14 protein-coding genes and 4 pseudogenes are annotated in these 22,124 nt (G+C 68.6%); 4 read left to right on the top strand and 14 right to left on the bottom strand.

Annotation, left to right across the window (positions count from 1 at the left end):
* Positions 1-441 precede the first annotated feature (441 nt).
* Positions 442-1,482: a glycoside hydrolase family 6 protein gene (locus ACGF4F_RS12985; RefSeq protein WP_357446569.1), complete on the top strand. Its 1,041-nt coding sequence runs from the start codon at positions 442-444 to the stop codon at positions 1,480-1,482.
* A 69-nt stretch (positions 1,483-1,551) separates the two neighbouring features.
* Here the strand turns inward: ACGF4F_RS12985 and ACGF4F_RS12990 are convergent, their stop codons facing one another.
* From ACGF4F_RS12990 to ACGF4F_RS13010, 5 genes and pseudogenes are all read right to left on the bottom strand, one after another.
* Positions 1,552-3,642, bottom strand: a complete 2,091-nt coding sequence (locus tag ACGF4F_RS12990) for a bifunctional polysaccharide deacetylase/glycosyltransferase family 2 protein (protein ID WP_393077228.1) — start codon at positions 3,640-3,642, stop codon at positions 1,552-1,554.
* Between the two features lie 650 nt (positions 3,643-4,292).
* Positions 4,293-4,379: pseudogene (locus ACGF4F_RS12995) on the bottom strand (IS5/IS1182 family transposase); the annotation flags it as partial.
* A 409-nt stretch (positions 4,380-4,788) separates the two neighbouring features.
* Entirely contained in the window at positions 4,789-5,196 is a 408-nt protein-coding gene (locus ACGF4F_RS13000) for a PPOX class F420-dependent oxidoreductase (protein ID WP_357446575.1), read from the bottom strand.
* 1,004 nt (positions 5,197-6,200) lie between these two features.
* Positions 6,201-7,814 (bottom strand): IS200/IS605 family accessory protein TnpB-related protein, encoded by a 1,614-nt coding sequence (locus ACGF4F_RS13005; RefSeq protein WP_393077231.1) that lies wholly within the window; start codon positions 7,812-7,814, stop codon positions 6,201-6,203.
* Positions 7,807-8,382: pseudogene (locus tag ACGF4F_RS13010) on the bottom strand (IS607 family transposase). The gene ACGF4F_RS13005 and the pseudogene ACGF4F_RS13010 overlap by 8 nt, the downstream one beginning before the upstream one ends.
* Positions 8,383-10,018: 1,636 nt before the next feature.
* Between ACGF4F_RS13010 and ACGF4F_RS13015 the strand changes: the two are divergent.
* On the top strand, positions 10,019-10,192 hold the full coding sequence (locus ACGF4F_RS13015) for a hypothetical protein (RefSeq protein ID WP_357443538.1): 174 nt from the start codon (positions 10,019-10,021) through the stop codon (positions 10,190-10,192).
* 62 nt (positions 10,193-10,254) lie between these two features.
* Here the strand turns inward: ACGF4F_RS13015 and ACGF4F_RS13020 are convergent, their stop codons facing one another.
* Positions 10,255-11,487, bottom strand: coding sequence for a hypothetical protein (locus tag ACGF4F_RS13020; protein WP_393077234.1), 1,233 nt, complete (start codon positions 11,485-11,487; stop codon positions 10,255-10,257).
* A gap of 433 nt (positions 11,488-11,920) precedes the next feature.
* Here ACGF4F_RS13020 and ACGF4F_RS13025 point away from each other — a divergent pair.
* Positions 11,921-12,118 (top strand): annotated as a pseudogene (locus ACGF4F_RS13025) (hypothetical protein); the annotation flags it as partial.
* A 35-nt stretch (positions 12,119-12,153) separates the two neighbouring features.
* Positions 12,154-12,408 (top strand): annotated as a pseudogene (locus ACGF4F_RS13030) (FAD-dependent oxidoreductase); the annotation flags it as partial.
* Positions 12,409-12,673: 265 nt separating this feature from the next.
* Here the strand turns inward: ACGF4F_RS13030 and ACGF4F_RS13035 are convergent.
* The 8 genes from ACGF4F_RS13035 to ACGF4F_RS13070 form a co-directional block, all read right to left on the bottom strand.
* Positions 12,674-14,272, bottom strand: coding sequence for an FAD-dependent oxidoreductase (locus tag ACGF4F_RS13035; protein WP_393077237.1), 1,599 nt, complete (start codon positions 14,270-14,272; stop codon positions 12,674-12,676).
* Between the two features lie 91 nt (positions 14,273-14,363).
* Positions 14,364-15,500 (bottom strand): cellulase family glycosylhydrolase, encoded by a 1,137-nt coding sequence (locus tag ACGF4F_RS13040; RefSeq protein WP_393077240.1) that lies wholly within the window; start codon positions 15,498-15,500, stop codon positions 14,364-14,366.
* Positions 15,497-16,468, bottom strand: coding sequence for an acetylxylan esterase (locus ACGF4F_RS13045; protein ID WP_393077243.1), 972 nt, complete (start codon positions 16,466-16,468; stop codon positions 15,497-15,499). Before ACGF4F_RS13045 ends, ACGF4F_RS13040 begins: the two co-directional genes overlap by 4 nt.
* 107 nt (positions 16,469-16,575) lie before the next feature.
* The gene (locus ACGF4F_RS13050; protein ID WP_357443550.1) at positions 16,576-17,463 is read right to left on the bottom strand and encodes a carbohydrate ABC transporter permease; all 888 of its coding nucleotides are present in this window, start codon (positions 17,461-17,463) and stop codon (positions 16,576-16,578) included.
* On the bottom strand, positions 17,460-18,371 hold the full coding sequence (locus ACGF4F_RS13055; RefSeq protein ID WP_357443552.1) for a sugar ABC transporter permease: 912 nt from the start codon (positions 18,369-18,371) through the stop codon (positions 17,460-17,462). Before ACGF4F_RS13055 ends, ACGF4F_RS13050 begins: the two co-directional genes overlap by 4 nt.
* 115 nt (positions 18,372-18,486) lie before the next feature.
* The gene (locus ACGF4F_RS13060) at positions 18,487-19,743 is read right to left on the bottom strand and encodes an extracellular solute-binding protein (protein ID WP_357443554.1); all 1,257 of its coding nucleotides are present in this window, start codon (positions 19,741-19,743) and stop codon (positions 18,487-18,489) included.
* A gap of 160 nt (positions 19,744-19,903) precedes the next feature.
* The gene (locus ACGF4F_RS13065; RefSeq protein WP_357443556.1) at positions 19,904-21,175 is read right to left on the bottom strand and encodes an enolase C-terminal domain-like protein; all 1,272 of its coding nucleotides are present in this window, start codon (positions 21,173-21,175) and stop codon (positions 19,904-19,906) included.
* The gene (locus ACGF4F_RS13070; protein ID WP_357443559.1) at positions 21,172-22,068 is read right to left on the bottom strand and encodes an NAD(P)-dependent oxidoreductase; all 897 of its coding nucleotides are present in this window, start codon (positions 22,066-22,068) and stop codon (positions 21,172-21,174) included. Before ACGF4F_RS13070 ends, ACGF4F_RS13065 begins: the two co-directional genes overlap by 4 nt.
* Between the last annotated feature and the right edge of the window lie 56 nt (positions 22,069-22,124).

The following is a 22,124-nucleotide window of genomic DNA, read 5'->3' on the forward strand; positions in this document are numbered from 1 at the left end:
GCGCGGTTAACGATGGCTGCTAGGCGATGTGTAAACCATGTCGTGGGACGCATCTCTCAAGCATGTGGTGGGACACGCCGGCAGCCGGTGTCCAATCTCGGGACCTGTGTGACAGATCAGTCTCAGGACCTGACACTCCGTCGAGGGCTTGCCTGCCGGCCGGCTGCCAGCTTGCTTACCGCAGGGCGACTCTGCCTAGCTCTGAGTGGAAATCGCGTCCCTCACGCGGGTTCCCATCTTGAGCAATCACAGTAGGTACGGCACCGATAAGGCCGGCTACGCCGACATGCTCGCGGACGGTCGCAGGTATCCGGATCGGGTCTGGGCGGTGGAGGGCTGGCATCGGCAAGCACGTCGCCCACCGCCTGGTCACGACGGTAGGACGATGCGCGACGTGCCCGCGAAACTGTCGGCGGCGCAGACGCCGGTAGCCTGACCGCCGTGGTACGCACCATTTACCGTCCCGGGCGACGCCGTTGGGCCCTTGTTCCAGCCGGGGTCGCACTGATCGCGTTGCTGTCGAGCTGCGGCGGTGGCGCTGCGGAACGTGGGGTCGACAACTCCGCGTCGTTCTCGCCGCCCCCGCCGCCCCCTGTCTTCTATGTGGACCCGGACAGCGAGGCCGCTCAGGAGGTCGACCGATGGGAGCGTGCCGGCAGGGTCGCCGACGCGGAGACGCTGCGCCGGATCAGCACCCGCCCGAGCGCGAAGTGGCTGGTCGGCGGCGATGCCCCGGTTCGCGAGGAGGTTGACGGCTACCTGACCCGGGCGACGATCGCGGGCCAGACACCGGTCCTGGTCATTCATAACGTGCCGGACCGGGACTGTGACCGGCAGGGCTCCGGGGGAGCAGCGACCGGCCAGGAGTACCAGCGCTGGATCCGTGAACTGGCCGGCGGGATCGAGGGCAGGCCGGTCATCGTGGTCCTCGAACCCGGCGCGGTCCCGGACGCTGTGGATCGGTGCGTCCGCAACCTCAAGGAACGGCTCCTGCTGCTGCGCGACGCGGTCGCCGTGCTCAAGAGCACCGGCGCGGCCCGGGTTTACCTCGACGCCGGGCACCCCGAGTGGATCAGCGACACTGCGTCGCTGGCCGCGGCACTGGGCCAAGCCGGCGTCCGCGACGCCGACGGGTTCGCGCTCAACGTCGCCAATTTCCTCCGTACGCGGGACAACGTCCGGTACGGCCACCGGTTGTCCGATGCCCTTGGCGGCGATGTCCGGTTCGTGATCGACACGAGTCGCAACGGCAACGGCCCGGCCGCCGGCGCCACCGTGGACGGCGCACCGAGCTGGTGCAACCCGCCGGGCCGGGCACTCGGCGAGGAACCCACCGATGCCCCCGGCCTCGACCGGGTCGACGCGCTGCTCTGGATCAAGTACCCGGGTGAGTCCGACGGAGCCTGCCGCCCCGGCGAACCCGAACGCGGGGTCTGGTGGCCCGAGTATGCCCTCGCGCTCGCCCGCGACGCGGCCGGCTGATCCCGGACGCGCCGCAACATCACATCAACCCAGGCCAGAACGGAACCCACGTCGAGACAGACCCCCAGCTTAGGCTCGGCCGGGTGCTGGCGGCGCGAGCCCGGTCCGGCGCAGCTTCTGCCAGCCCAGCCGGCCGCCGGTCAACGCGGTGACCACCGACTGGAGCAGCACCAGGTACATCAGTTGCCGGTAGGCGAACTGCTGCAGCGGAAGCGCCCAGAGCACTCCAAGCTTCTCCCGGTCCAGCCGGAACGCCGTGATCGCGGTGACGAACTGCAGGCCGAGCATCGCCAGCCAGGCCAGTACGGTCTCCGTCCGGTCGAGGAAGAGCAGGCCGTACACGGCGAGCAGGTCGATCACCGGCGCGCCGAGCGGCAGCAGCACCCCGTACAGCGCCAGGAAGGCCAGGCAGCGGCGGCTGAACCGCCCGGAGGCGCCCCGGTCGAAGACCGAAGCCGCGTGTTTCCACATCGCCTGGATGGTGCCGTAGCTCCAGCGGTACCGCTGCTTCCACAGTTGTCCGAGGGTGGTCGGCGCCTCGGTCCACGCGCGGGCCGTCTCCTCGTACACCACGTGCCAGCCGGCCCGGCCCAGCGCCATGGTGATGTCGGTGTCCTCGGCCAGCGTCTCGTCGGTCATCCCGCCTACCTCGTTGAGCGCCTGCCGGCGGAACGCGCCGATCGCGCCTGGGACGGTGGGCATGCACCGCAGGGTCTCGTACAGGCGGCGATCCAGGTTGAATCCGATGACGTACTCGATGTGCTGCCACTTGGCGATCAGGCTGCCACGGTTGCCCACCTTGACGTTGCCGGCCACGGCACCCACGCGAGGATCAGCGAACGGCTGGACCAGTCGCCGGACCGAGTCGCGCTCGAAGATGGTGTCCCCGTCCACCATGACGATCAGGTTGAACCGCGCCAACGCGACGCCGGTGTTCAATGCGCTCGGCTTGCCCCCGTTCGGCTTGCGCACCACCCGTACGTTCGGCAGCCGGAGGGCCTCGGCGATGTCGGCGGTGCCGTCGGTGGATCCGTCGTCGACCACGACGACCTCGATCCCGCCGGGGTGGTCGCCGCCCGCCAGGGACCGCACCGCCGCGGCGATGCCCTCCTTCTCGTTGTACGCCGGGACGACCACCGAGACCGGTTCGGTCACCGGGTGACCCCACGACCAGTCGTGACGCCGCCGCCGGCGTGCGTGCCGCAGGGCGAGCAGGAACAGCAGGACGGTACGCCCGAGCGTGAGCACCCCGACGATCACGAAGAGCACACCGAAGACGCTGAACGTGGCATCAGCAGCGCGCACCGCCAGCGCCAGCACGTCACCGCGCCACCGCTCGCCGAGCCTGACCGGGGTGTGCCCCGCCACCGCAACACCCGCCCCGGCCAGCGCGAGGTTCAGCCCCTCGGTCACGGTGGTGAAGCGGTAACCGCGCGCCTTCATCAGCGGGATGTACCGGTCAAGGGCGGCGACCGTTCCCGACCGGTCACCACCGGCGTCGTGCCACAGCGCGATTGCTCCCGCGTATCCCGACGGCGTGGCGTTGGCGATCATCGTCTCGATGCCGGGCTTCGCCCAGTCCAGGCTGTCGACGTCGTTGACCACCGTTAGGTAGCCCAGCTCACCGGCCTGCCGCAGCAGCGGCCAGTCCCCGTCCGTATAGGCGTCCGCGCGCGACGAGTATGGGAAGCGCAAAAGGGAAGTCCGGACTCCGGTGGCGCTGGCGATCGCCATCTGGGTCTGCTCGTACTCCAGCTGCCGTCGCCAGGCGGGGAGGTCGGCAAGGTTGGCGTGGGTGAACGTGTGCACGCCGAGTTCGTGTCCGGCCGCCACCATCTCCCGGGCCAGCTCGGGATGCCGGACAACCTGCGTGCCCAGGACGAAGAAGGTTGCCTTCACCTGGTGCCGCGCCAGCACCCGGAGCACCTCCGGCGTCCAGCGTGGATCCGGCCCGTCGTCGAAGGTCAGCGCCAGGGTACGGGGCGGCAGGCGGTGCGACTGGGTACGCCCGTCGGCGCCGACGTTGAGGATGGGGCCGCCGTCGCGTACCTCGGTGGGCACGTTGTCCTGGCCTCTGGGGGTGGCCTTGTGATCGGGCACGAAGGCGGCGTTGGCGTACGCCTCGACGAAGAGCAACCCCCCGAGCAGCACGAACACCATCGCGAGCACCGTCCAACTGGGGCGCGGCACAATACGCCGGTACGTCCGGCGCGCGTGACGCTGGGCCTTCAGCCCCAAGCCACTGCGGTCAGTCACCGGCAGACCCCTGCCCGGTCGGGCCTGGCGATGTGGGCTCCGGCTTGGGCTTCGGCGACGTCGGGACGGAGGGCCGGGGCGCACTCGGCCTGGCAGACGTGGAGCTACGGGATGTTGCGCCAGAGCCGGCCGCCGGCGTGCCGGTACGCAGCGAGGTGGGCCGGGCCGAAGGCCTGGCGGAGGCACCAGCGGTGGGCGACTGATCGGGCGAGAGGGCGGGGGGCGGCTGCCAGGACGGGCTCGCAGTGGGTTCGACAAACGGTAAGACGGTCTCGGGACGCGCCGGACCGCCAGCGAAGCTCACCCCCACCACCAGCGTGTAGCCGACACCGAGCACGCCGAAGCCGTACGCGAGGCGGCGCAGCCACCGCCGCCGCCGGCCGCTTGGATCGACAAAGACCGGGGGTGGCTCTGGTACGGCGGGAATGATGGCGGTTTGATCCACGCGCGGGATCTTAGTTGCGGAAAGGATTCGCCTTCGTCGCCCCCGTTCCGTCCGCCTGCAACTCTTCAAGAGGGCGTCTGATTCACGTATTTTGTAGGTAATGCCGCCTTCAGATGTCTCGCCAGGTTGGGGTGGTTTCGTGGGTGATGCGTTTGGTGAGGTTGTCGATCATCGCGATGCGGATCATGCTGGCGGAGTTGTCGGCTAGGGCCTCCACGTCAACCGCACCGGCATCGCCTGGCGCTACCATGCCAATGGTCTACTGTAGACCAGCTGGTGGATCGCACCTGCAGTCCGGCGATACGAGGGCTTTTCTGAACCAGACACGTTCTGCGGAACGAAGCTGGCATATCGGTGCGGCATCAGTCAGGGCAAATAGTGCCGATAGCCATGAGTCGGCTGCTCTGCTGGCCTGGCATTCGGCCGGCCGTATGCCGCCAATCACACCCAGACAAGATCAAAACGCCCAGTAAGACGCCGTTTCAACTGAATTCAGCGTGTTCGTGGATTGTCGCGTGACGGTCGGTAGATCGATGGGCGGTGTCGCGCCGGCCGGCCGTTTCCTCGGTGCCGATGGCGCTGATCGCTGCCCGTTCGGTTCTGGGCTAGTGCGCTGTCTTGTTCGACGGGTACCACGTGTCGCCGGCCGGCACGCCGGCAAGGTTCCAGCTCCAAGACACGGTGGGCGTGATGCGCAGGTAGGTGCCCGGACCGACCAGGCCGACCCGCTCGAAAGGCTGCTCGGCGTGGCCGTACACGCGGATGCCCCGGGCGACGAATGGTTCGAGCGACACCAGGTCGTCGACCACCAGCGCCACCTTGTGGTTTCCCGAGGCGATGTTGCGAAACTTCCGGGTGCCGCGCACGGTGGCGCCACCGCCGACCCACAGGAAGGTCCCGTCGAACTCGACGGCCACCGGCACCACGTCGGGCTGACCGCCCGCGCCGAGCGTCGCGAGCCGCCCGAGCGGCTGCGACCGCAGGTACGCGATCTCCTCATCGGTGAAGGCCATGGTCCGGAAACTACACGTTCAGTTTGTGCGTTGGACGCGGTCGCCGGGGTTTGAAAGCGACGTCCTGCGGCGCGAGGCGGGCGAGGTCACGCTTGACCTGTACACCCCGCCCCTTCCCCGCTAACCAGCGGTGCCGTAACGGCACGGCGACCCGCAACGCCTCCTTTTGTGGAGAGAACGGGCTTAAGCACCTTCCCTGACGGGTGTGGCGGCAAACCGAGGGTGCCGCCCGGCCCGGTCGTAGAGGCGCAGAGGAGTACACGCATGGTCGAGACCAAACCGTCAATCCCTGCTCCGCAGCCCCGGCCAGCCCGCCACTCCGCCACCGCCTCGTCGGAACCCACAGTTGTGGCGCCTGCAGAGGTGGAAACGCCTGTCCAGGTGGCACAACCGGCTCCCGAGGAGGAGAGTCGAAGCGCCACCTGTCGGCACTGCCGGCGACCCCTGTTCAAGGACTGGCTCTGGGGGTGGATGCACGAGGGCCACCGATACCTGTGCCAGGATCCGGCCACGGGCGAGTTGCTGTGCCAGCCCGCTACACCCGCCTAACGCCTCTGCCGCAGGTCGTCTGAACGGGCTCAAGGTCGCCTGTTCGCGTGATGGCCGGGTGGACTTTTGGCCGATGGTGAGTAAGGTCAGTTAGCTGTCCGTATCTGTGCTTTCGGAGGAGGCCAGCGACCGTGGCCGAGAGATCGACCGCTTATTCCGGCGATCGGGCTGCGCGACCTAACGGCGACGCGGCGAATGGCTTGGACAGCTGGGCCTCTCGGCAGTCTCGGCTGGCAGCAGACGATTCCGACTTGTGCCACGAGTGGCAGGGGGCGGCCACGTCGCAGTGGCGTGAGGACCTGCCGGAGTCGTACCAGCCCGAGAACGTCCACCAGGAGCACGAAGGGCGACACGCAAGGCACCGACACCAGCAGTACGACGAACAGTACGAGCAGTACGACGGGGCGTACCGCCAGCACGGGCACGCGTACGTCCGACCCGCTGGCCTACCGTTCCTAAAGACTGAGCATGGGTTGGACAGGCTCAGTCGTGTGCCCCGAACGGTGTTGGGCACACTGGTTTCCCGCGTTCGCTCCGCGTCCGGCTTCATCGGATCGTGTCCGTGGTCCGGGAATGTGGGGGCGGGTTCCCTCGCGCTCTCGGGCACCAGGTTCGGCCTGGGCGCTCCGATGCCCGCGGCGATCGCTCTGGTCGTCGGGGGGCGGTGTCGTCCGTCGCCGGATCGGGTGTCCGAGGGCGCGTCGTCCGATCGCGACGCTGGCGGCGTCGTGACGGGTGGTCTTGCGGTTGGTGCTGGTCAGGGGGCGCTGCCAGTGCTGGGCGCCCCATTTGGAGGTGTAGGCGGGATCGACAGCGACGATGGTGATGCCCAACTCGGCCGCCATGCTGACGAGCCGGGACCGCAGCTTGGCCACTGGCATGCCGGAGATGAGCTTGCGGAACCGCTTGCGGCGGCCGTGTTTCTCCCGCGTGCTCTGCGCCGCGAAGTCGAGGTCTTCGATCGCGATGTTCAGCCCGTGCCGCTTGGCCCAGTGCAGAAGCCGGATCAGGGCGTGCCGTACCTGTGCGTCACGATGGTCCGCGTTGCCGGACAGGTCGTAGGAGAAGCGGCGCGGTTCACCGACTGGGTTGCCGTGCTCGTCCAAGCGCCAGGCGGCGAGATGGTCGGCGTTGGTATCCACACCGATGATCCCGTTCACCGTGGCGGTGGCCAGCGGCATGATCCGGGCCGCAGGGATCGTCCACGACGCGGTCACGTACCAGCGGCGCCGGTCCACGTCTTCGTGGATGCGGTAGGCCACCGCCCGGTTGGCGGTGATGCGGTCGCGCCAGGCATCGCCACGGTGTGGGAATGACACCGTCGCGGCGAGCACGTACCGGCCGTGCTTCGCGTTGGCCAGGTGCGCCAGCGGGGCCGGGAGTTTGACGGAGACCTCGCCACCGGGGGTGACGCGGATCGTCTCGTTCCCGTGCCGCTTCCCCGACTCGCCGTCGGCCTGCAGGAACCGCCGTTCGGCCTCCCACCGGCGCCGCCACTCGGCCTCGGTGAGCTGGGCGGCGTCGAGGTGGTTACGGTTGCGCAGCAGGCGCTTCCCGCCCCGGACGACACGGACTCGGCCCGCGGCGCGGTCGTTGCGCTCACGCTCAAGCCGGTCCTGGAGCACACGCAGGCGCCGGATCTTAACGAAGCGCTCCTGTGCGGTGCGGTAACCGCCCGGAGCCCGCCTGCTGCCCTTCTCACCCACCGGCAGCGACAGCCGCTGCGCGATCATCTTGATACCGGCTTCGAGGCCCTGGATGTGGGCAAGCTGAGCGCGGCGCGACAGCGCCCACTGGTCGTGCGTGGCCTTCGTGATCGACCCGGCCCAGCGGGAGGACGACTCCAGCGTCAGGGCACGTTTCCGCTCGGCCCAGGCGTCGCTGTCGTGGTCGAGGCCGGTCACGCAACGGGCCTTGAGGTCCTTCCCGGCAAGCCTGCCGAGATGGTCACCGACCAGCCGCAGAACCTCCTCATCCTCACTGGTCAGTCCCTTGAGCCGGTCGCGAATCGCGACACCGGACGGGCCGACTACGACGAACGGCGTATCGATCGGGCGCAGCTCACCCATGCCAGGCGGCCTCCAGCGCCTTCCGTGCCCGATCACGAGCCGAGCCGCGGCCGTACAGGCGAGCGCAGAACGAGGTCAGCACCTCCACCATGTCCCGCACCAGATCGTCGGCAACCTCGCCGTCATCGAGGACGACCAAACGACGGCCATGCGCGGACAAAGTGGCCTCAACCAGCTCCACATTCATCCGCCCAAGGCGGTCCTTGTGCTCCACCACCACGGTGGTCACGTCCGGATCGGCGAGGAGGCGACGTGCCTTGCTGCGGCTGCCGTTCATCCCGGAGCCGATCTCCGCCTCAACACGCACGATACGGTGACCGGCCTTCACAGCCCACGACGACAGCCGGGCGACCTGGCGCTCCAGGTCAGTATTCTGATCGTGGGAGGACACACGGGCATACAAGCCCAGCCCTCCGACAGCTTCCGCAGTGGTGTTGGCTTCGACGTTCACCAGGATCATGCGCGGCCCAACACGCTAAGCGGGCACGGGAAGCGTCCCGTTACGAAACCAGCGATACGCCGTGTGGGGACTAATCCCCTGCGCTCGCGCCCACTCAGTCAGATTCACGCGAAGACCGTAGCACCACCCACCCAGACTGCCCTTATACACACTCACGCACACTCATTCGAGGGCAGTTCCGACCCCGAACCCGAGTACGACGGGCCCGACCGGGCCTATCTGTACCACGAGCACGACCAGGCCTATCGGGAGGAACGCCGGGACCACGATCCGTACCGACCGATCGAGGCCAGTTCGGTCCACGAGGCGCGTACGGCGCGCAGCAGGAAAGGCACGGCCTGCCGGAGGCGGGCTACACCGACGAGGGGTATTACCCGCACGATGTTTCCGCCGGCCGCAACGAGTACCGCCACGAGGAGTCCAACCCGCAGGACCCCAAGGCGGAGGAGGACCGGCGGCATCGAGGGAAGCACAGCCACGGGCGTGCCCGCCCGCGACCGGCCAGCCGAGGGCGCCGCTGGCTGATTCCGGTCGGAGGGCTCGCGTTAGGGGCGCTGCTCTGCGCCCTAGCGTTCATGTGGGGGTCGGGCCACCCACCGGAAGGCGGGCTGCCGGTGTCGGCGGCCACCACACCGCCGGACCCGTCCGAGGAGCTGATCGTCTTCCCGGAGGTACCGTCCACGTCGCCCAGTTCAGCGGCGCCACGCAGTTCCTCCGGCACGCCCAGCGCCACACCGTCGGTCACTCCGACGCAAACGCAGAGCTCGGGCCCGGTCCTGCTCGGCCCATCGAGCAGCCGCGGTGTGGCGAACATGGCCCAGCGGTACTGCGATCGGTACACGGGGGGCTCAGCAGAGGCCCGCAACGACGGCCGGTGGCAATGTACGAGGCTTCTCTCCGCGTCCATTGTCGACATGGACGTCGCCTGCCGCGACACGTACGATTCGGGCGCCTACGCACGGACATCGAATCCGGGTGACCCGTACGCCTGGCGGTGCTACCGATGATCACCCGACCGGCAGCCCCGCCGTTCAACCCCGGGGTACAGCGGAGTGAGCGACATCCCGCGCAGGCAGCCCAACAGCGCACCCACGCGGCCCGACTGGACCTGGCGCAGATCGACCAACCCACCTACCGGCCACCACGGTGACCGCGACACTGGTTCCAGACGGATACGGCGGCGTGGCGGCCACGCCGGCGTGTCGGTTCGGTGCGGGTCGTTGAGTACGCCACCGGATTGCCTTCAACGGAGCGTCTGGTGCGCTGTTCGGGTGAGCGGGACGAGTTCGTGTCGCCTACCGCGAGGGCCACGCCCCTCGACCTTCCACCATGACAAGTGGTACGCCCCTCCAGCCGTTACATTTGCGTGAGCGGACGTGCGCAGACAGTGTTCGCGATGTGGTGCCGCTGGTCCTGCCTTTCGGTGAGCAGGTGACGAAGGGCTGGCCGTGAGGGCGTAGGGCACTCGACGCTCAGGTGGCCGGCCGACGAAGCCGCTCGCGATCGACCACCGCTCGCGCATCAGGGGACGACGTCACGGTGCTCACCCACCACTACCTGGTACACGCCGACGACCTCGAGCGGTTCCACCCGCCCCTCGGCGCCGCCCGGCCGATCAAGTGAATCGCAGGCCAATGACACGGCGCCGATCGCACGGCATGATGGTTTACCTGGTCAGAGGCCCGGGTACGGTGTGGGCAACTGCTGCCCCGCCAACGGGCTGCTCGACCTGGGGAGAACAGGGATGACGACGGCCGAGGCGCCCGTTCCGGTCCCAGATCACGCCGAGGACCAGATCTGCCGCACCTTGGACGACCTACATGCTCGTACGCAGCAGGCAGCAGCGCACCTCGCTGACATCTATGCTCGCCTCGCGCTGCTGGAGAAGGAGATCGAGCGGCATCAGCAACGCCGCTAGGTGTCTGAAAGTGGTTGTAGGACGCCGGCCAGAGATCGGGCTCAGTGGCGGAGCCATGATTGTCAGCGGTAACACCGCCAAGCGTATGGATCGCCAGGATTCGACGTTTGTGCGTAGGCGCCCGCACCGTACGTGTCGCGGCAGGCGACGTCCATCTCGACGACGGACGCGAAGAGAAGCTTCGTGCACTGCCAACGGCCGTCGTTGCGGGGCTGGGCTGAGCTTCCGGCGGCGTGTTGATCGCAGTACTGCTGGGCCATGGTCGCCACCCCGTCGTTGCTCGACGGGCCGAGCAGGAGCGGACCCGAGCTTTGGGTCGGCGTCGGCGTCGGCGTGGTCACGGCGCGTCTCGAGGGCGGCGCGGCGGAACCTGTGGTTGACGGTGTGGCGCTATGCGTGGCGGACCGTGTGACCGACCGTGTAGTCCTGGGCGTGGCGGAAGAGCTGCTCGGCGTCGCGGAAGTGGGCGCCGTTGACGGCATCACAGGGAGAGTGATCGGCTCCTCAGACGCGTCCGGCGGGATGGTCGCGGTCGACAGCGGCAGCCCGCCTTCCGGCGGCGGGCTCGACCCCCACATGAACGCCAGAGCGCCGAGCAGCATCCCCAAGGCAAGCCCGCCGACCGTGATCAGCCGGCGCCGCCGGCTGGCCGGCCGTGGGCGGGCATCAAGCTTCCGGTGCTGCACCCGTGGCCGCCCGTCCTCGACCGCCTCGAGGTCCTGGGCATCGGGCTCCTCGTGGCGGTACCCGTTGCGGCCGGGGTCATCGTCCTGCGGATGGTGTTCCTCGTGGGTATAGCCCACCTCCGGTAGGACGTATGTCTCCTGCAGCGCCGCGTACGCGTCCTCGTGGACCGGTCCGGCATCGACATACGGCTCCGGGGCCCGCCGTTGCTCCCGATCGGCCAGCTCGTGCTCGTCGTACTGATAAGTGTGGTCGGGCTCGTCACGCTCCGGTTCCGGGTAGGCAATCGGGTCCGGCTGCCGGTACGCGCGCTCGCACTGGCCGTACGCCCCGTCGAACTGCTCGGACTCATCCTCGTATTGGTGTGCCCGGTGCCGTGCGTGCCGCCCGTCGTGCTCCTGGTTCGTCTCCGCGGGTGTGTACAACTCCTCGTAGGGATCCGAGACGTCGTCGCGCCATTGCGGCGCGGCGGCCGCCTGCCACTCGGAGTTTGTGTCCGAGTCGCTTGCTGCCGGTCGCGACAGTTGAGAGATCCAGCTGTCTATGTCACTTGCCGGGTCGTTAAGTTGGGCGGCCCCATCGGCGGGGCGAGCGGTCGATCTCTCGGCCACGGTCGCCTGCCTCCTCTGAACGCACAGGTGCGGACAGCTAGTTGACCTTACTCGCCATCAGCCAAAAGTCCACCCGACCCATCCCACGAACAGACGACATACGATCTCCGCCGGCTGCTCCGACCGGAATGACGATATCCGCGTCCAGCTCAACAAGGTCATGACCGCATCCGCCACCGATGGCCAACCGGGGCGTGTGCACAACCTCCTCTACGCGGACCTCAGCGACGGATCCGACGCCGTCCCCACCCTGCCCAGCGGCCCGGTGACGGAGACATCAACCGGCCCCACAAGGGCGACCCTGTACGGCGGTCCAACAGAAAGCGGGTGCACCGGCGCTAATCGTCGGAGTCGGGCTCGGTGAGCAACGGCAGTACCCCGGTCATCGACAGCACGCGCCGGACATGGCCGGTGGGATTGACCACCGCAGCTTTACGTGCTGGTGTCGCGGCGGCTCGACGGGATCTACACCGTCACATACGCAGACGTTGTCAACCAGGCGGATCCCAGCGACAGCATCGGCCTCGCCCTGTTCGGCGTGGACGTCTACCCGGTACGGCGGATACCGCATCGCGATCCGGCGACCGGGCAACTCGGTGTGGCGACCGAGGGCGACATGTTTCTCGACGGCCACATGGGCACCGGCGAGCCGTATCCGATTCCCTACCGGTTCCCTACCGGGCGGTCCCCCCGTGGCAGTCCGACTGCGGAAACCTGCTGGTCCCGGTCTGCCTGTCTGCCACTCATATCGGCTACGCGGCCACCCGGATGGAACCGGTGTTCTGCGTCCTGGCTGAATCCGCAGCGGTTGCCGCGGTGCAGTCCCTGCGCGAACACACCGACGTGCAGGACATCGACGTTGCCCAACTCCAATCCCGACTCGTCGAGCGCGGCCAGGTCATCGCATGGCCCGCCGCATAGGCCCTCAGATCCTCATTCGCCGGATGCGCGGACAGTGTCGCAGCCGGGCCATGAGGATCACCGAAACACAGCCGCACTCGGGCGCCCTTTCGCCGCTCGGCCGGCGAGCATCATGGCGACCTGCGGGTTGGACCGGGCGACGAAGGCCGGGTACGCGGGGTCGGCGTCTGCGGCGGCGCCACCTCGTCGCCGGTACGGGTCTCACGTGCCCCGCAGGCCGTCTCAGGTGGACGCGATGTGATGTTCCTTCTCTTCCCGGGCGGATTCACGGTGTTCGGTGTTTGCGGATCTCGTCTGGCCAGGCGAGAGTGACGCCGAGGGTGTCGGTGAGCAGCCGCTGGTAGTCGGCCAGGTGGGTGTGGTCGATGCGGACCTTGCGGGGTGGCACGCCTCGGTCGAGGCAGTAGGCCGCCATGGCGCCGGCGGCCTCGCCGATGCTCCATTCGACCGGGTGCAGCCGGTAGCAGCCGTTGGTGATGTGGGTGGTACCGATGTTCTTGCCGGCGGCGAGCAGGTTGTCGACCCGGATCGGGATGAGGGCGCCGAGCGGGATCTGGAACGGGTACGACTCGATGTCGACGTAGGTGCGCCCGGCGGTGCTGGGGTGCAGGTCGATGCGGTAGTGGCCGATGCCGACGCTGTCGGAGAAGACCTGGCTGCCGGCTCCGGGTGGGCGGGCGTCGACGCCGACGTGCTGCTCCAGGACGGTGAACTCGGCCTGGATGCGGCGTGATTCGCGGATGTAGGGGGCGATGGCTAGTCCGTCGCTGGTTCCGGTGACGTCGCCCCGCAGCCGTAGCCCGGGGTATCCGGTGCCGTCGCCGTCCGGATGCGGTGCCTCGGTCTGCATCCAGTACAGGAACGACAGCGATAGGTCGCGGGCGCCGTGGAGCGCGGCGGCCCTGGTGGCGTCGTCGACGCCGAGCAGCGGGGCCTGCCAGTAGTCGATCTGCGGCCAGTTGACCAGGGTGACGTCGGCGAAGGTGGTGCCGGTGAATTGGCGGGCGGCCAGGATCCGCCGGTAGTGCCACAGGTCGTCGGCGGGCCCGCTGGCGGGGTCATCGCGGAAGATGGGCCGGTTGCGCGTACTGAGGGTGATCGGTTCGACGTCGATCCAGGACAGCTGCGGGCCGGGCCAGAACGGGGCGACCGTGGTACGCCAGAAGTCGTAGCCTGCCGGGCGGTCGATGGTGTGGTCCTCGCCGGGCCGGTGTTCGAGGGCGAAGCACCAAGAGATCGCCTGCTGGTTGAGCGGGTCGGCGACCGGCAGCGCGTGGGGTTCGCCGGTGGTGTCCTGGCCTTCGGCGCCGATGACGTGCTCGACTCCGGCCAATGGCAGCAGGTCGCCGAGTTCGGTGGCGTCGAGGATGTAGTCGGCGGTGACGGTGATGTCGCTGCCGTCGGGGCGGCGCAGGGTGACCGCGGTGATCTGCTCCCCGGTGGTGTCGGCCGCGACCGGTTCGTGCTGCAGCAGGACCGTCACGCGACCGGCGGACTGCCACGGTGCCAGCAGCTGATCGATGACGGCCAGGGCCGAGCGGGGTTCATGGCACAGCCGGCTGACGTGACCCAGCCCCGGGTTGAGCAGCGGGTCGGCGGCGGCCCGCGGCGTCAGCGGGTAGTTGTCCCGGTAGTGACGGCGGATGCGCTGCCGGAAGTCGGCGTAACTGACGGCGGCGAGCTGGGTCTCGATCCAGGCGTTCTCGTCCGGTGGCACCGCCTGGCTGGTGAGCTGGCCGCCGAGCCACTCGGTGGTCTCGGCGAGTATCACCTTGCGGCCGAGCTTGGCGGTGGCCAGCGTGGCGGCGACGCCGCCGACTCCCCCGCCGACCACCAGAACATCCGTCTGCAGCTGCGTACTCACGCAGTCGTTCCCCTTTCGCGTCTCGGGTTCATGGGCCGGTCGGCCGGGGTCGGGCTCCACTGGCGCGTCGGGCACCGAGGAGCTGGCGCCCTCATCGGGCGTCCTCGCGTACGATCCGTGGGCCGGCGTCGGTTCCCAGCTGGGCGAACCATTCCGACGCGAAATCCAGGTCCGGAACAGTTCCCGCCGGCAGCGGAATGCCAGGTACGGCGAGCTCGGGTGGCGTGCGGTGAGCCCGCAGCTCAGCGATCACGTCGCGGACCCGCGCCCCGACCGGCTTCACACAGTTGTTCGTGTCGATGAGACCGAGTCCGTATTCGAGCTCGTCGAAGCCGCGGAATCGGCGATCGATGTCGTGCGACGCCCACCACGTCACGGCGGTGACCTCCGGGATCGCGGCGGTCCGCCGCAGCATCCGTTCGGCGAAGTCCGGCACCGTCGTCCGGTCGAGCCAGAGGTCGGACACGCCGACCTCCTGCACCCACAGCGGCTTCCGCCGTCCGCCGAGGGTCGCCAACGCGACCTGGGCGAGATAGTCGGGGATTGCCCACGCGCCGCGCTCCTGGTCACCGAACCGCGCGAGCGCCCCGGTGAAGTACGGCCAGGCGTGGATGGCGACCAGGTCCGAGATGTCCACCACCGCGTCTGCGGTGAGCGCGCAGTCGCCGGTCATCCAGGGTTCGTGATCGACACCAACGGTCACCGGTACGCCCGGTGCCCCGGCGCGCGCGGCCGTGACCATGCGGCGTGCCCAGGCATCGCAGGCGCCTGGTCCGAGGCCGGATTGTCGCATGAGCACGTTCGGCTCGTTCGCGATGTCGAGACACCACAGGGCCGGGTGCGCAGAGACGGCCCTGGCGGCTGCGGTCACCAACAGCGCGGCGGCGTCCATCGCGTCTGGCTCGGTGAAGGGATTGGCATCCCGCAGCCAGGTGGGACGGAAGTCGAAGCCGCTCAACCAGCCGTCGAGCACTGTCGGGCAGACTGCCAGGCCGCGCGCTTCGGCGAGGTCGAGCAGGCGTACGAGCCGGTTGAGCATGGCCGAGGAGACGTACGCCGGGTTCGGCTGGAACAAGGGCCACAAGCACTGGATGCGCACGTGGTCGAAGCCGAGTCCGGCGATGACGTCGAGATCACGCGCGATGGCAGCGTCGTTCCAGTCGACCCACGCGTACCACCAGTCGCGGCTGGGCAGGTAGTTGACGCCGTAGCGGACTGAGGTGCTCACCGGCCCAGCCGATCCGCGAGGAACGACGCCTGGAGCGTCCACTGACCTGCGGCACCACCTTCGTGACCGTTGTAGGAGTGGACCGTGATCGTCTTCTCCCCCGCGTACGCGTTGAACGCGGCGAACACCGTGGACGGAGGGCAGGTCTGGTCCATCAGACCGACCGAAAAGAGCGCCGCCGCGGACGCGCGAGACGCAAAGGACACCCCGTCGAAGTACGACAGAGTCGTGAAGACCCGCTCTGTCATGCCTCGTTGCACCGCGAGGTATCGGACGATCTCCTGGTACGGGTCACGCTCGGTGAGGCCCACCGCCCGCTCGAAGTGACACAGCAACGGGACGTCCGGCAGGGAGGCGACGAGACCGCCGGCCAGCCCGGCGGCGGCCAACGCGATGCCGCCGCCCTGGCTGCCTCCGCAGACCGACACGCGAGCGGCGTCGATGAGCGGGTGCTCCCGAACAGCGTCGATCGCGCATACGGCATCGGTGAACACCCGGCGGTAGTAGTAGGTCTCGGGGCTGTCGATGCCGCGGGTCATGACGCCACTGGCGGCAGGGCCGCTGCCGTGCGGATCGGGCGTGAGGCCGCCGACGCCCCACTGCGCCCCCTGCCCGCGCGTGTCCATGACCAGGAACGCGTATCCGGCGGCAACCCAGGGAAGCCACTCGTGCGGCAGGCCGCGACCCGCACCGTAACCCAGGTATTGCACGACGGTGGGCAGCGGCGCCTCGGCATTGGCCGGAACGAGCAGCCACCCTGCGACCGGTTCGCCCGCGTACCCGGAGAACCGCACGTCGAAGACCTGGCATGCCGCCAGGGGCGACTCGACCGGCGTGAACGACGGTTTGTCGCCCGCGGCGCGCGCCTCGGCGAGCGTACGCGTCCAGAAGTCGTCGAAGTCCGCCGGTTCGCGGACCTCGGGCCGGTAAGCGCGGAGTTCGTCGAGGGGGAGGTCGAATCGAGGCATGGGGTTCCTTCCGAGATCAGGCATTCGGCGGACGAGGGCGGCCGGCACTGCAGCGGAAACCTTTGGGGCGGCCCGGAGAATCCCCTCCTGTTAGGGAGAGGAGGATGTCAACCTTTCAGGGCTCCCGAGTTGCCGGCCGCCCGCAGGAACTGCCGCTGGAACACGAGGAAGAGCACCACCGGGATGATCACGGAGATGAACAGGGCGCCCATGAATTGCGCGAAGTCGGCGGAACTCTCCAGCCGCGGCAGCGCGACCGAAATCGGCTGGTCCTGCGGATTCGGCAGCACCAGCAGTGGCCACAGGAATTCCTTGTATGCCCCGACGAGCGTCAGCAGGCTCACCACGCCCAGGATCGGCCGTGACATCGGCAGCACGAGCGAGACGAAGACCCGGAAGGGACCCGCGCCGTCGATTCGGGCCGCCTCGAACAGGTCGGCGGGAATGGCCGCGAAGAACCGTTGCATGAGCAGCACGTTGACCGCGTTGGCCGAGGCGGGCAGCCACACCGCCCACAGGGTTCCGATCAGGTTGACGCGCACGAGCGGCATGTCCATCACCGTCAGGTAGAGCGAGACGAGCGAGATGACGCCGGGGATGAACAGCGTCGCGAGGATCGCTGCGAACACGGCCTTCGCGTACCTTGGCTTCAGAATGGCGAGCCCGTAGCCACCGGTCGTGGCGACGAGGAGCCCGAAGAACAGCGACCCCGCCATGAGCCAGAGCGTGTTGACGAAGTAGCGCGCGAAGTCGACCTTTGTCCACACCTCGGCGAAGGTGTTCCAGTGGACCCCGCTCGGCCAGAGCGAGAACGGCGCGGAGAGCGTCTCGGTCGTGGTCGATGTCGCGGCCTTGAACAGCCAGAACAGCGGTCCCAGGCACAAGACGGTGAGAGCGGCGAACAGCAGCACTCGGACGGCGACGAGGGCGATCCGTACGCCGGGTCGGCGCCGATCGATACGGGACAGGAGGCTGCGTTCGGCGTCGGCGGTCATGAGCTGCTCCAGTGCTTGGTCGCCCGGAGGTAGATCCAGGAAAGGCCGGACAGGGCGATCGCGAGCAGTAGGCTCAAGGCCGTCGCGCGCCCGTAGTCCCCGGATACGAACGCGTACCGGTAGATCAGCATGAGGATCGTGACGGTGCGGTTCTCGGGACCGCCATTGGTCATGATGTAAGGCTCGGTGAAGACCTGGAAGGTGCCGATCAACTGCAGCAGCATCATCACGAGCAGCACGCCGCGCATCTGCGGGAGAGTGACGTGCCAGAACCGCCGGAAGGCGCTCGCCCCGTCTGTTTCCGCGGCGTCATACAGCTCGGTCTGTACGCCCATCAGCGTGGCGAGATAGATGATTGTCGCAGTACCGAACGACCCCCAGGTGGCCTGCAGCACGATCGAGGTCATGGCGAGATCACCGTCGTTGAGCCACGACAACGGGCCCAGCCCCACCCACCCGAGGATGGTGTTGAGCACGCCGGTCGGGCTCGGGTCGAAGAATGCCTTCCACAGCAGGACGGCGACCACGGGCGGGAAGATCACGGGCAGGTACACGAGCGCCGAGGCCAGTCCCCGGGTGCGACGCAACTCCGCGATGAAGACCGCCAGGATCACCGGCACGGGGAACCCGATCACGAGGGCCAGCAGCGCGAACCACAGCGTGTTGAGCGCGGCCGTCAGGAGCAGCGGGTCGGCCAGGACCCGCGTGAAGTTGTCGAGGCCGACCCAGTCGGCCGTCAGGAAATTGGTCTGCTGCATGCTCAGGGGCAGCGACCGCAGGATCGGCCACCACGAGAAGAGGCCGAACGACAGTAAGAGCGGCAGGAAGAACACCAGCGTGGACAGCCCACCACGGCGTACCCAGCCCATGAGCCCCCGCGAAGGACGGTTCGCCACGGTCTGCTGCATGCGGGACGCCGGCCGGGACGGTGCCTGGACAGTCACCGAGATCACCTCGTCTGTTCGGGTGGACTCCCCGTCGCGTCACGGCGACCGCGGCGGGACGGGGAGCCGGTAGCGGAGATCAGCCTGCGTCGATGGTCGTCTGGACCTTGCGCTGGGCGTCCTTCAGCAGCGCGTCGATGTCGGCATCCTTGCGCGTCAGTACTGCTTGGACCACAGTGTCAAGCGTCCCGTACGTTTCCTGCGTCTTCGTCGGCGGCTCGGGGACCAGAGCCATCGTCTGAGCGGAGGTGAGGTACGCCGCGTAGTTCTGCCGCGGCACGTTGACGTAGTCCTTCACCCATGCGAGATAGTTGTCGGTCGTCGCCTGGTCGAAGAGCGAAAGCGCCGGTTCGCCCACCGGCTGTTTGTCGGCCGCTTTGGCCTTTGCGTCCGCGACGGCCGCCTCCTGGCTGCCGTACTTGCGGAGGTACCGGTACTCCGCCCACTTGATCGCGGCCTTGGTCTCGGCGGCCGAGGCCCGCGGATTGATGATCGCGACGGTACCGCCGCCGAGCGTACCCAGGCCCTGAGCCGCCTGCGGCAGCGGCGCGAGGCCGAAGTCGTCGGGCTTCATGCCCATGTTCGACACGAGCGTCTTGTACGCGTCCGCGCCCTGCACGAACATGCCGATCTTGCCGCCAGCGAACGCTTTCATGGCGTCGTTGTAGCCGATCAGGAAGTTCGAGCCGAAGGTGTTGTCCTCCCACCGCAGGGAGCGGTAGAACTCGAGCGCGCTGCGGGTGGCGTCGTTGTCGACGGTCGCGTTCTTGCCGTCCGCCGACTCGATGGTGCCGCCGTTGGCGTAGCTCATCGTGGTGAGCACCCAGCCGCCGGTGTTGTCCTTCGTCATGCTCGCGAAGCCCTGTACGCCGGTGGCCGACTGGATCGCCTTGGCGTCCGCGCGGACCTCGTCCCACGTCGTCGGGGGCTTGTCGGGGTCGAGGCCCGCCTTCTTGAACAGGTCACGGTTGTAGAGCAGACCCATGCTGTACGCCTGAACTGGCACCCCGTAAATGTGCTCGCCGGAGTCCTTGACGATCTTCTGAATGGACGGGTTGATCCGGCCGATCGCGGAGTCCTTGGGGATGGTGCCGGTGATATCCGCGATCTGCTTGCGAGCGATCAGTCCCTGCATCTCGGTGAAGGGGACGTAGAAGACGGTCGGGAGCTTGCCGCCGGCCAGAAGTGCTTGAAACGTGCGTACGTCGAAGGTGGCCTCGTCGCCGGTGACTTTGATGTCGGGGTTGGCCTTGGTGAAGTCGGCGATGTCGCGGTTGAAGTTGTTGAGCTCCTCCGGCTGCTGATTGGTGGGCATGCCCGCGACGGTGATCGACACGGGCCCGGATGAGTCGCTGTTCGGCCCGCTGCACCCGGTGGCGAGGGCGAGCGCTGCGACGGCGAGGGCTGCCGGCGCGAGAAGCCGGGTTCTTGTGCTTTTCATGAGTCTCCTCGGACGGTGTTGGTGGTGGATCACTGAGTGTGGGCGGGGCTGCCGGTCAGGGAGCGATGAGTCCTCCGTCCCGGCCGCGGACCCGCGCGGCCCACGCGTCGTGCGCGGAGAGCCCGGCGGGGAACCGGGCGGCGGCGGCCTCGTCGAGGTCGATCCCCCAGCCCGGTGCCTCGTTGGGGCGCAGCCAGCCGCGCTCGATGCGCAGCGTCCCGGGGAAGACCTCGTGCACGGCGGGGGTGTACACGTGGCCTTCCTGGATGCCGAAGGCCGGGCTGGTCACATCCAGCGCGACGTTGGCTGCCGCACCGATGGGCGATGTGTCGCCGGGGGCGTGCCACGCCGTGCGCACCCCCACGAGTTCCGCAGCGGCGGCGATCTTGCGTGCCGCGGTGAGGCCACCGATGCCGGAGACGTGGGAGCGGATGAAGTCAACGCCCCCGCCGAGCACGAGGCGTGCCGCGTCCGTCAGCGACGTGGTCAGCTCGCCCACCGCGAGGGGCACGGGTGAGGCCGTCCGTACCTCGGGCAGGCGGTCCCAATGCTCGGGCGCGATGACGTCTTCCAGAAAGAACAGGCGGTACGGCTCGAGCGAGCGGGCGAGCGCGACGGCCTGTTTCGGCGAGAGTCGCGAGTGCACGTCGTGCAGCAGAGCGATGTCGGGGCCGAGCCGGGCGCGGGCTGCCGCGAAGAGTTCGGGGGTGAGCCGCAGGTACTCCTCGACGTTCCAACCGCCCGGGTACTGGTGGTCGGCGGTTGCGGCGTGGGGCACCGCCGGGGCACCGTAGTGGCCGGCGCCCGGCTGGCCCGTCTGCAGCCGGATGTGCCGTAACCCCTCCTCCCGGAGACGTTCTGCCTGGTCGAGGGTCTCCTCGACGGTCGCGCCGGCGGCGTGCAGGTAGGTGTCGGCCGCCGCGCGTACCTTGCCGCCGAGAAGCTCGTGCACCGGCCGTCCGGCCCGTTTTCCCGCGATGTCCCACAACGCCTGGTCGAGCCCGGAGATCGCGTTGTTGCCGACCGGGCCCTCACGCCAGTAGGACGAGAACCTGGCGAGGCGTACGAGGTCTTCGATGTCGCCCGGGTAGCGGCCGACGACCAGCCGGGCGAGATGCTCCTCCACGTAGGTCGCGACCGCCCGCCAGCGCTGCGTGAAGGTGGCACAGCCCAACCCGTAGAGGCCATCGTCGCTCGTCTCGACCTTGACGACCAGCAGCGGGATGCCCTCCGGTGCGGTCGCGATCGCCCGGACCCGGGTGATGCGCACGTCGTCGGGTGCTTCCCAGGGCTGGGCGAAGGGGGACGTTGCGTCCTGCGTGCTCATGCAGATGCCTCCATGACGGATGCCCCGCCCTCGGCGAGCGAGACGACGGGAGCCCAGCCGAGCACGCGGCGCGCGGCGGACGTGTCGATCGGCGCTCGACGCCCCTCGAATCGTTGCCTGCGTTGGACGTGGGCGGCGTAGCGATCGAGAAGGTCCTCCGTGGACTCGTTCAGGATGGTGTCCGCCGCGGCGACCAGAAGCGTGTGCATCCCGGAGATCGGCTGGGTGAGGCCGCGCAGGATCGCGTCGACGGCATCGGCCATCTCCAGGTACGCCCACCCCTCCCGGGCGAGGCGCGCCCGTTCCGCGGGAATCGCGATCATGCGCCGCACCGTGTCCCGCAACGCGGCGAGTTCGCGGACGAGCGGGAAGCGCAGCGCGACGACGGTCATGTCCCAACGGCTGCAAGCGAAGGCGGCGACCTGCTCGTCGACCCACTTCGACAGCGAGTACGCGTCGTCGTGCGCCACGGGCGACGCCTCGTCCAGCGGGTAGTACGCCGGCATCACATCGTGCCGGTTCATCGGTACCCCGAAGGCGTTGATCGAGCTGGCGATGACCGCCCGGCGGATGCCGGCCTCCCCGGCGCACGCGAGGACCGTGAATGTCGCGGAGGTGTTCCCGACGAACACGGCCCGCGGCGTGTCGAGGTCGGGGTGCGCCGTCGCCGCCAGATGAACGACCGCGTCCACGTCCGCGAGCGCGTCTCGCACCAGGACTTCATCGGCGGCGTCGCCCGTGAAGACCCGGTCCGCCGGGGTCGGCGCGGACCATGTACGGGACAGCGCGGTGACGGCGATGCCGCGGTCGACGAGCGCCTCGACCGTCGGCCGGCCCACGGTCCCGTCGGCACCGGTGACCAACACTCGGGTGGGTCGGATGAGCTCAGGCACGCCGGTGATCCTCACTGTCGGAGACATGTTGCGAAACTGCTTTCGCAGCAGAGAAG

It is taken from the genome of Micromonospora sp. NPDC047740 (genome assembly GCF_043204735.1).
Lineage (GTDB): Bacteria > Actinomycetota > Actinomycetes > Mycobacteriales > Micromonosporaceae > Micromonospora.

Bases quoted from the DNA above. Each gene is read 5' to 3' on its own strand.
- ACGF4F_RS12990 (WP_393077228.1), bottom strand. From the start codon at position 3,642: ATGGTGTTCGTGCTGCTCGGGGGGTTGCTCTTCGTCGAGGCGTACGCC.
- ACGF4F_RS13000 (WP_357446575.1), bottom strand. From the start codon at position 5,196: ATGGCCTTCACCGATGAGGAGATCGCGTACCTGCGGTCGCAGCCGCTC.
- ACGF4F_RS13005 (WP_393077231.1), bottom strand. From the start codon at position 7,814: ATGGGTGAGCTGCGCCCGATCGATACGCCGTTCGTCGTAGTCGGCCCG.
- ACGF4F_RS13015 (WP_357443538.1), top strand. From the start codon at position 10,019: ATGACGACGGCCGAGGCGCCCGTTCCGGTCCCAGATCACGCCGAGGAC.
- ACGF4F_RS13045 (WP_393077243.1), bottom strand. From the start codon at position 16,468: ATGCCTCGATTCGACCTCCCCCTCGACGAACTCCGCGCTTACCGGCCC.
- ACGF4F_RS13050 (WP_357443550.1), bottom strand. From the start codon at position 17,463: ATGACCGCCGACGCCGAACGCAGCCTCCTGTCCCGTATCGATCGGCGC.
- ACGF4F_RS13055 (WP_357443552.1), bottom strand. From the start codon at position 18,371: ATGCAGCAGACCGTGGCGAACCGTCCTTCGCGGGGGCTCATGGGCTGG.
- ACGF4F_RS13065 (WP_357443556.1), bottom strand. From the start codon at position 21,175: ATGAGCACGCAGGACGCAACGTCCCCCTTCGCCCAGCCCTGGGAAGCA.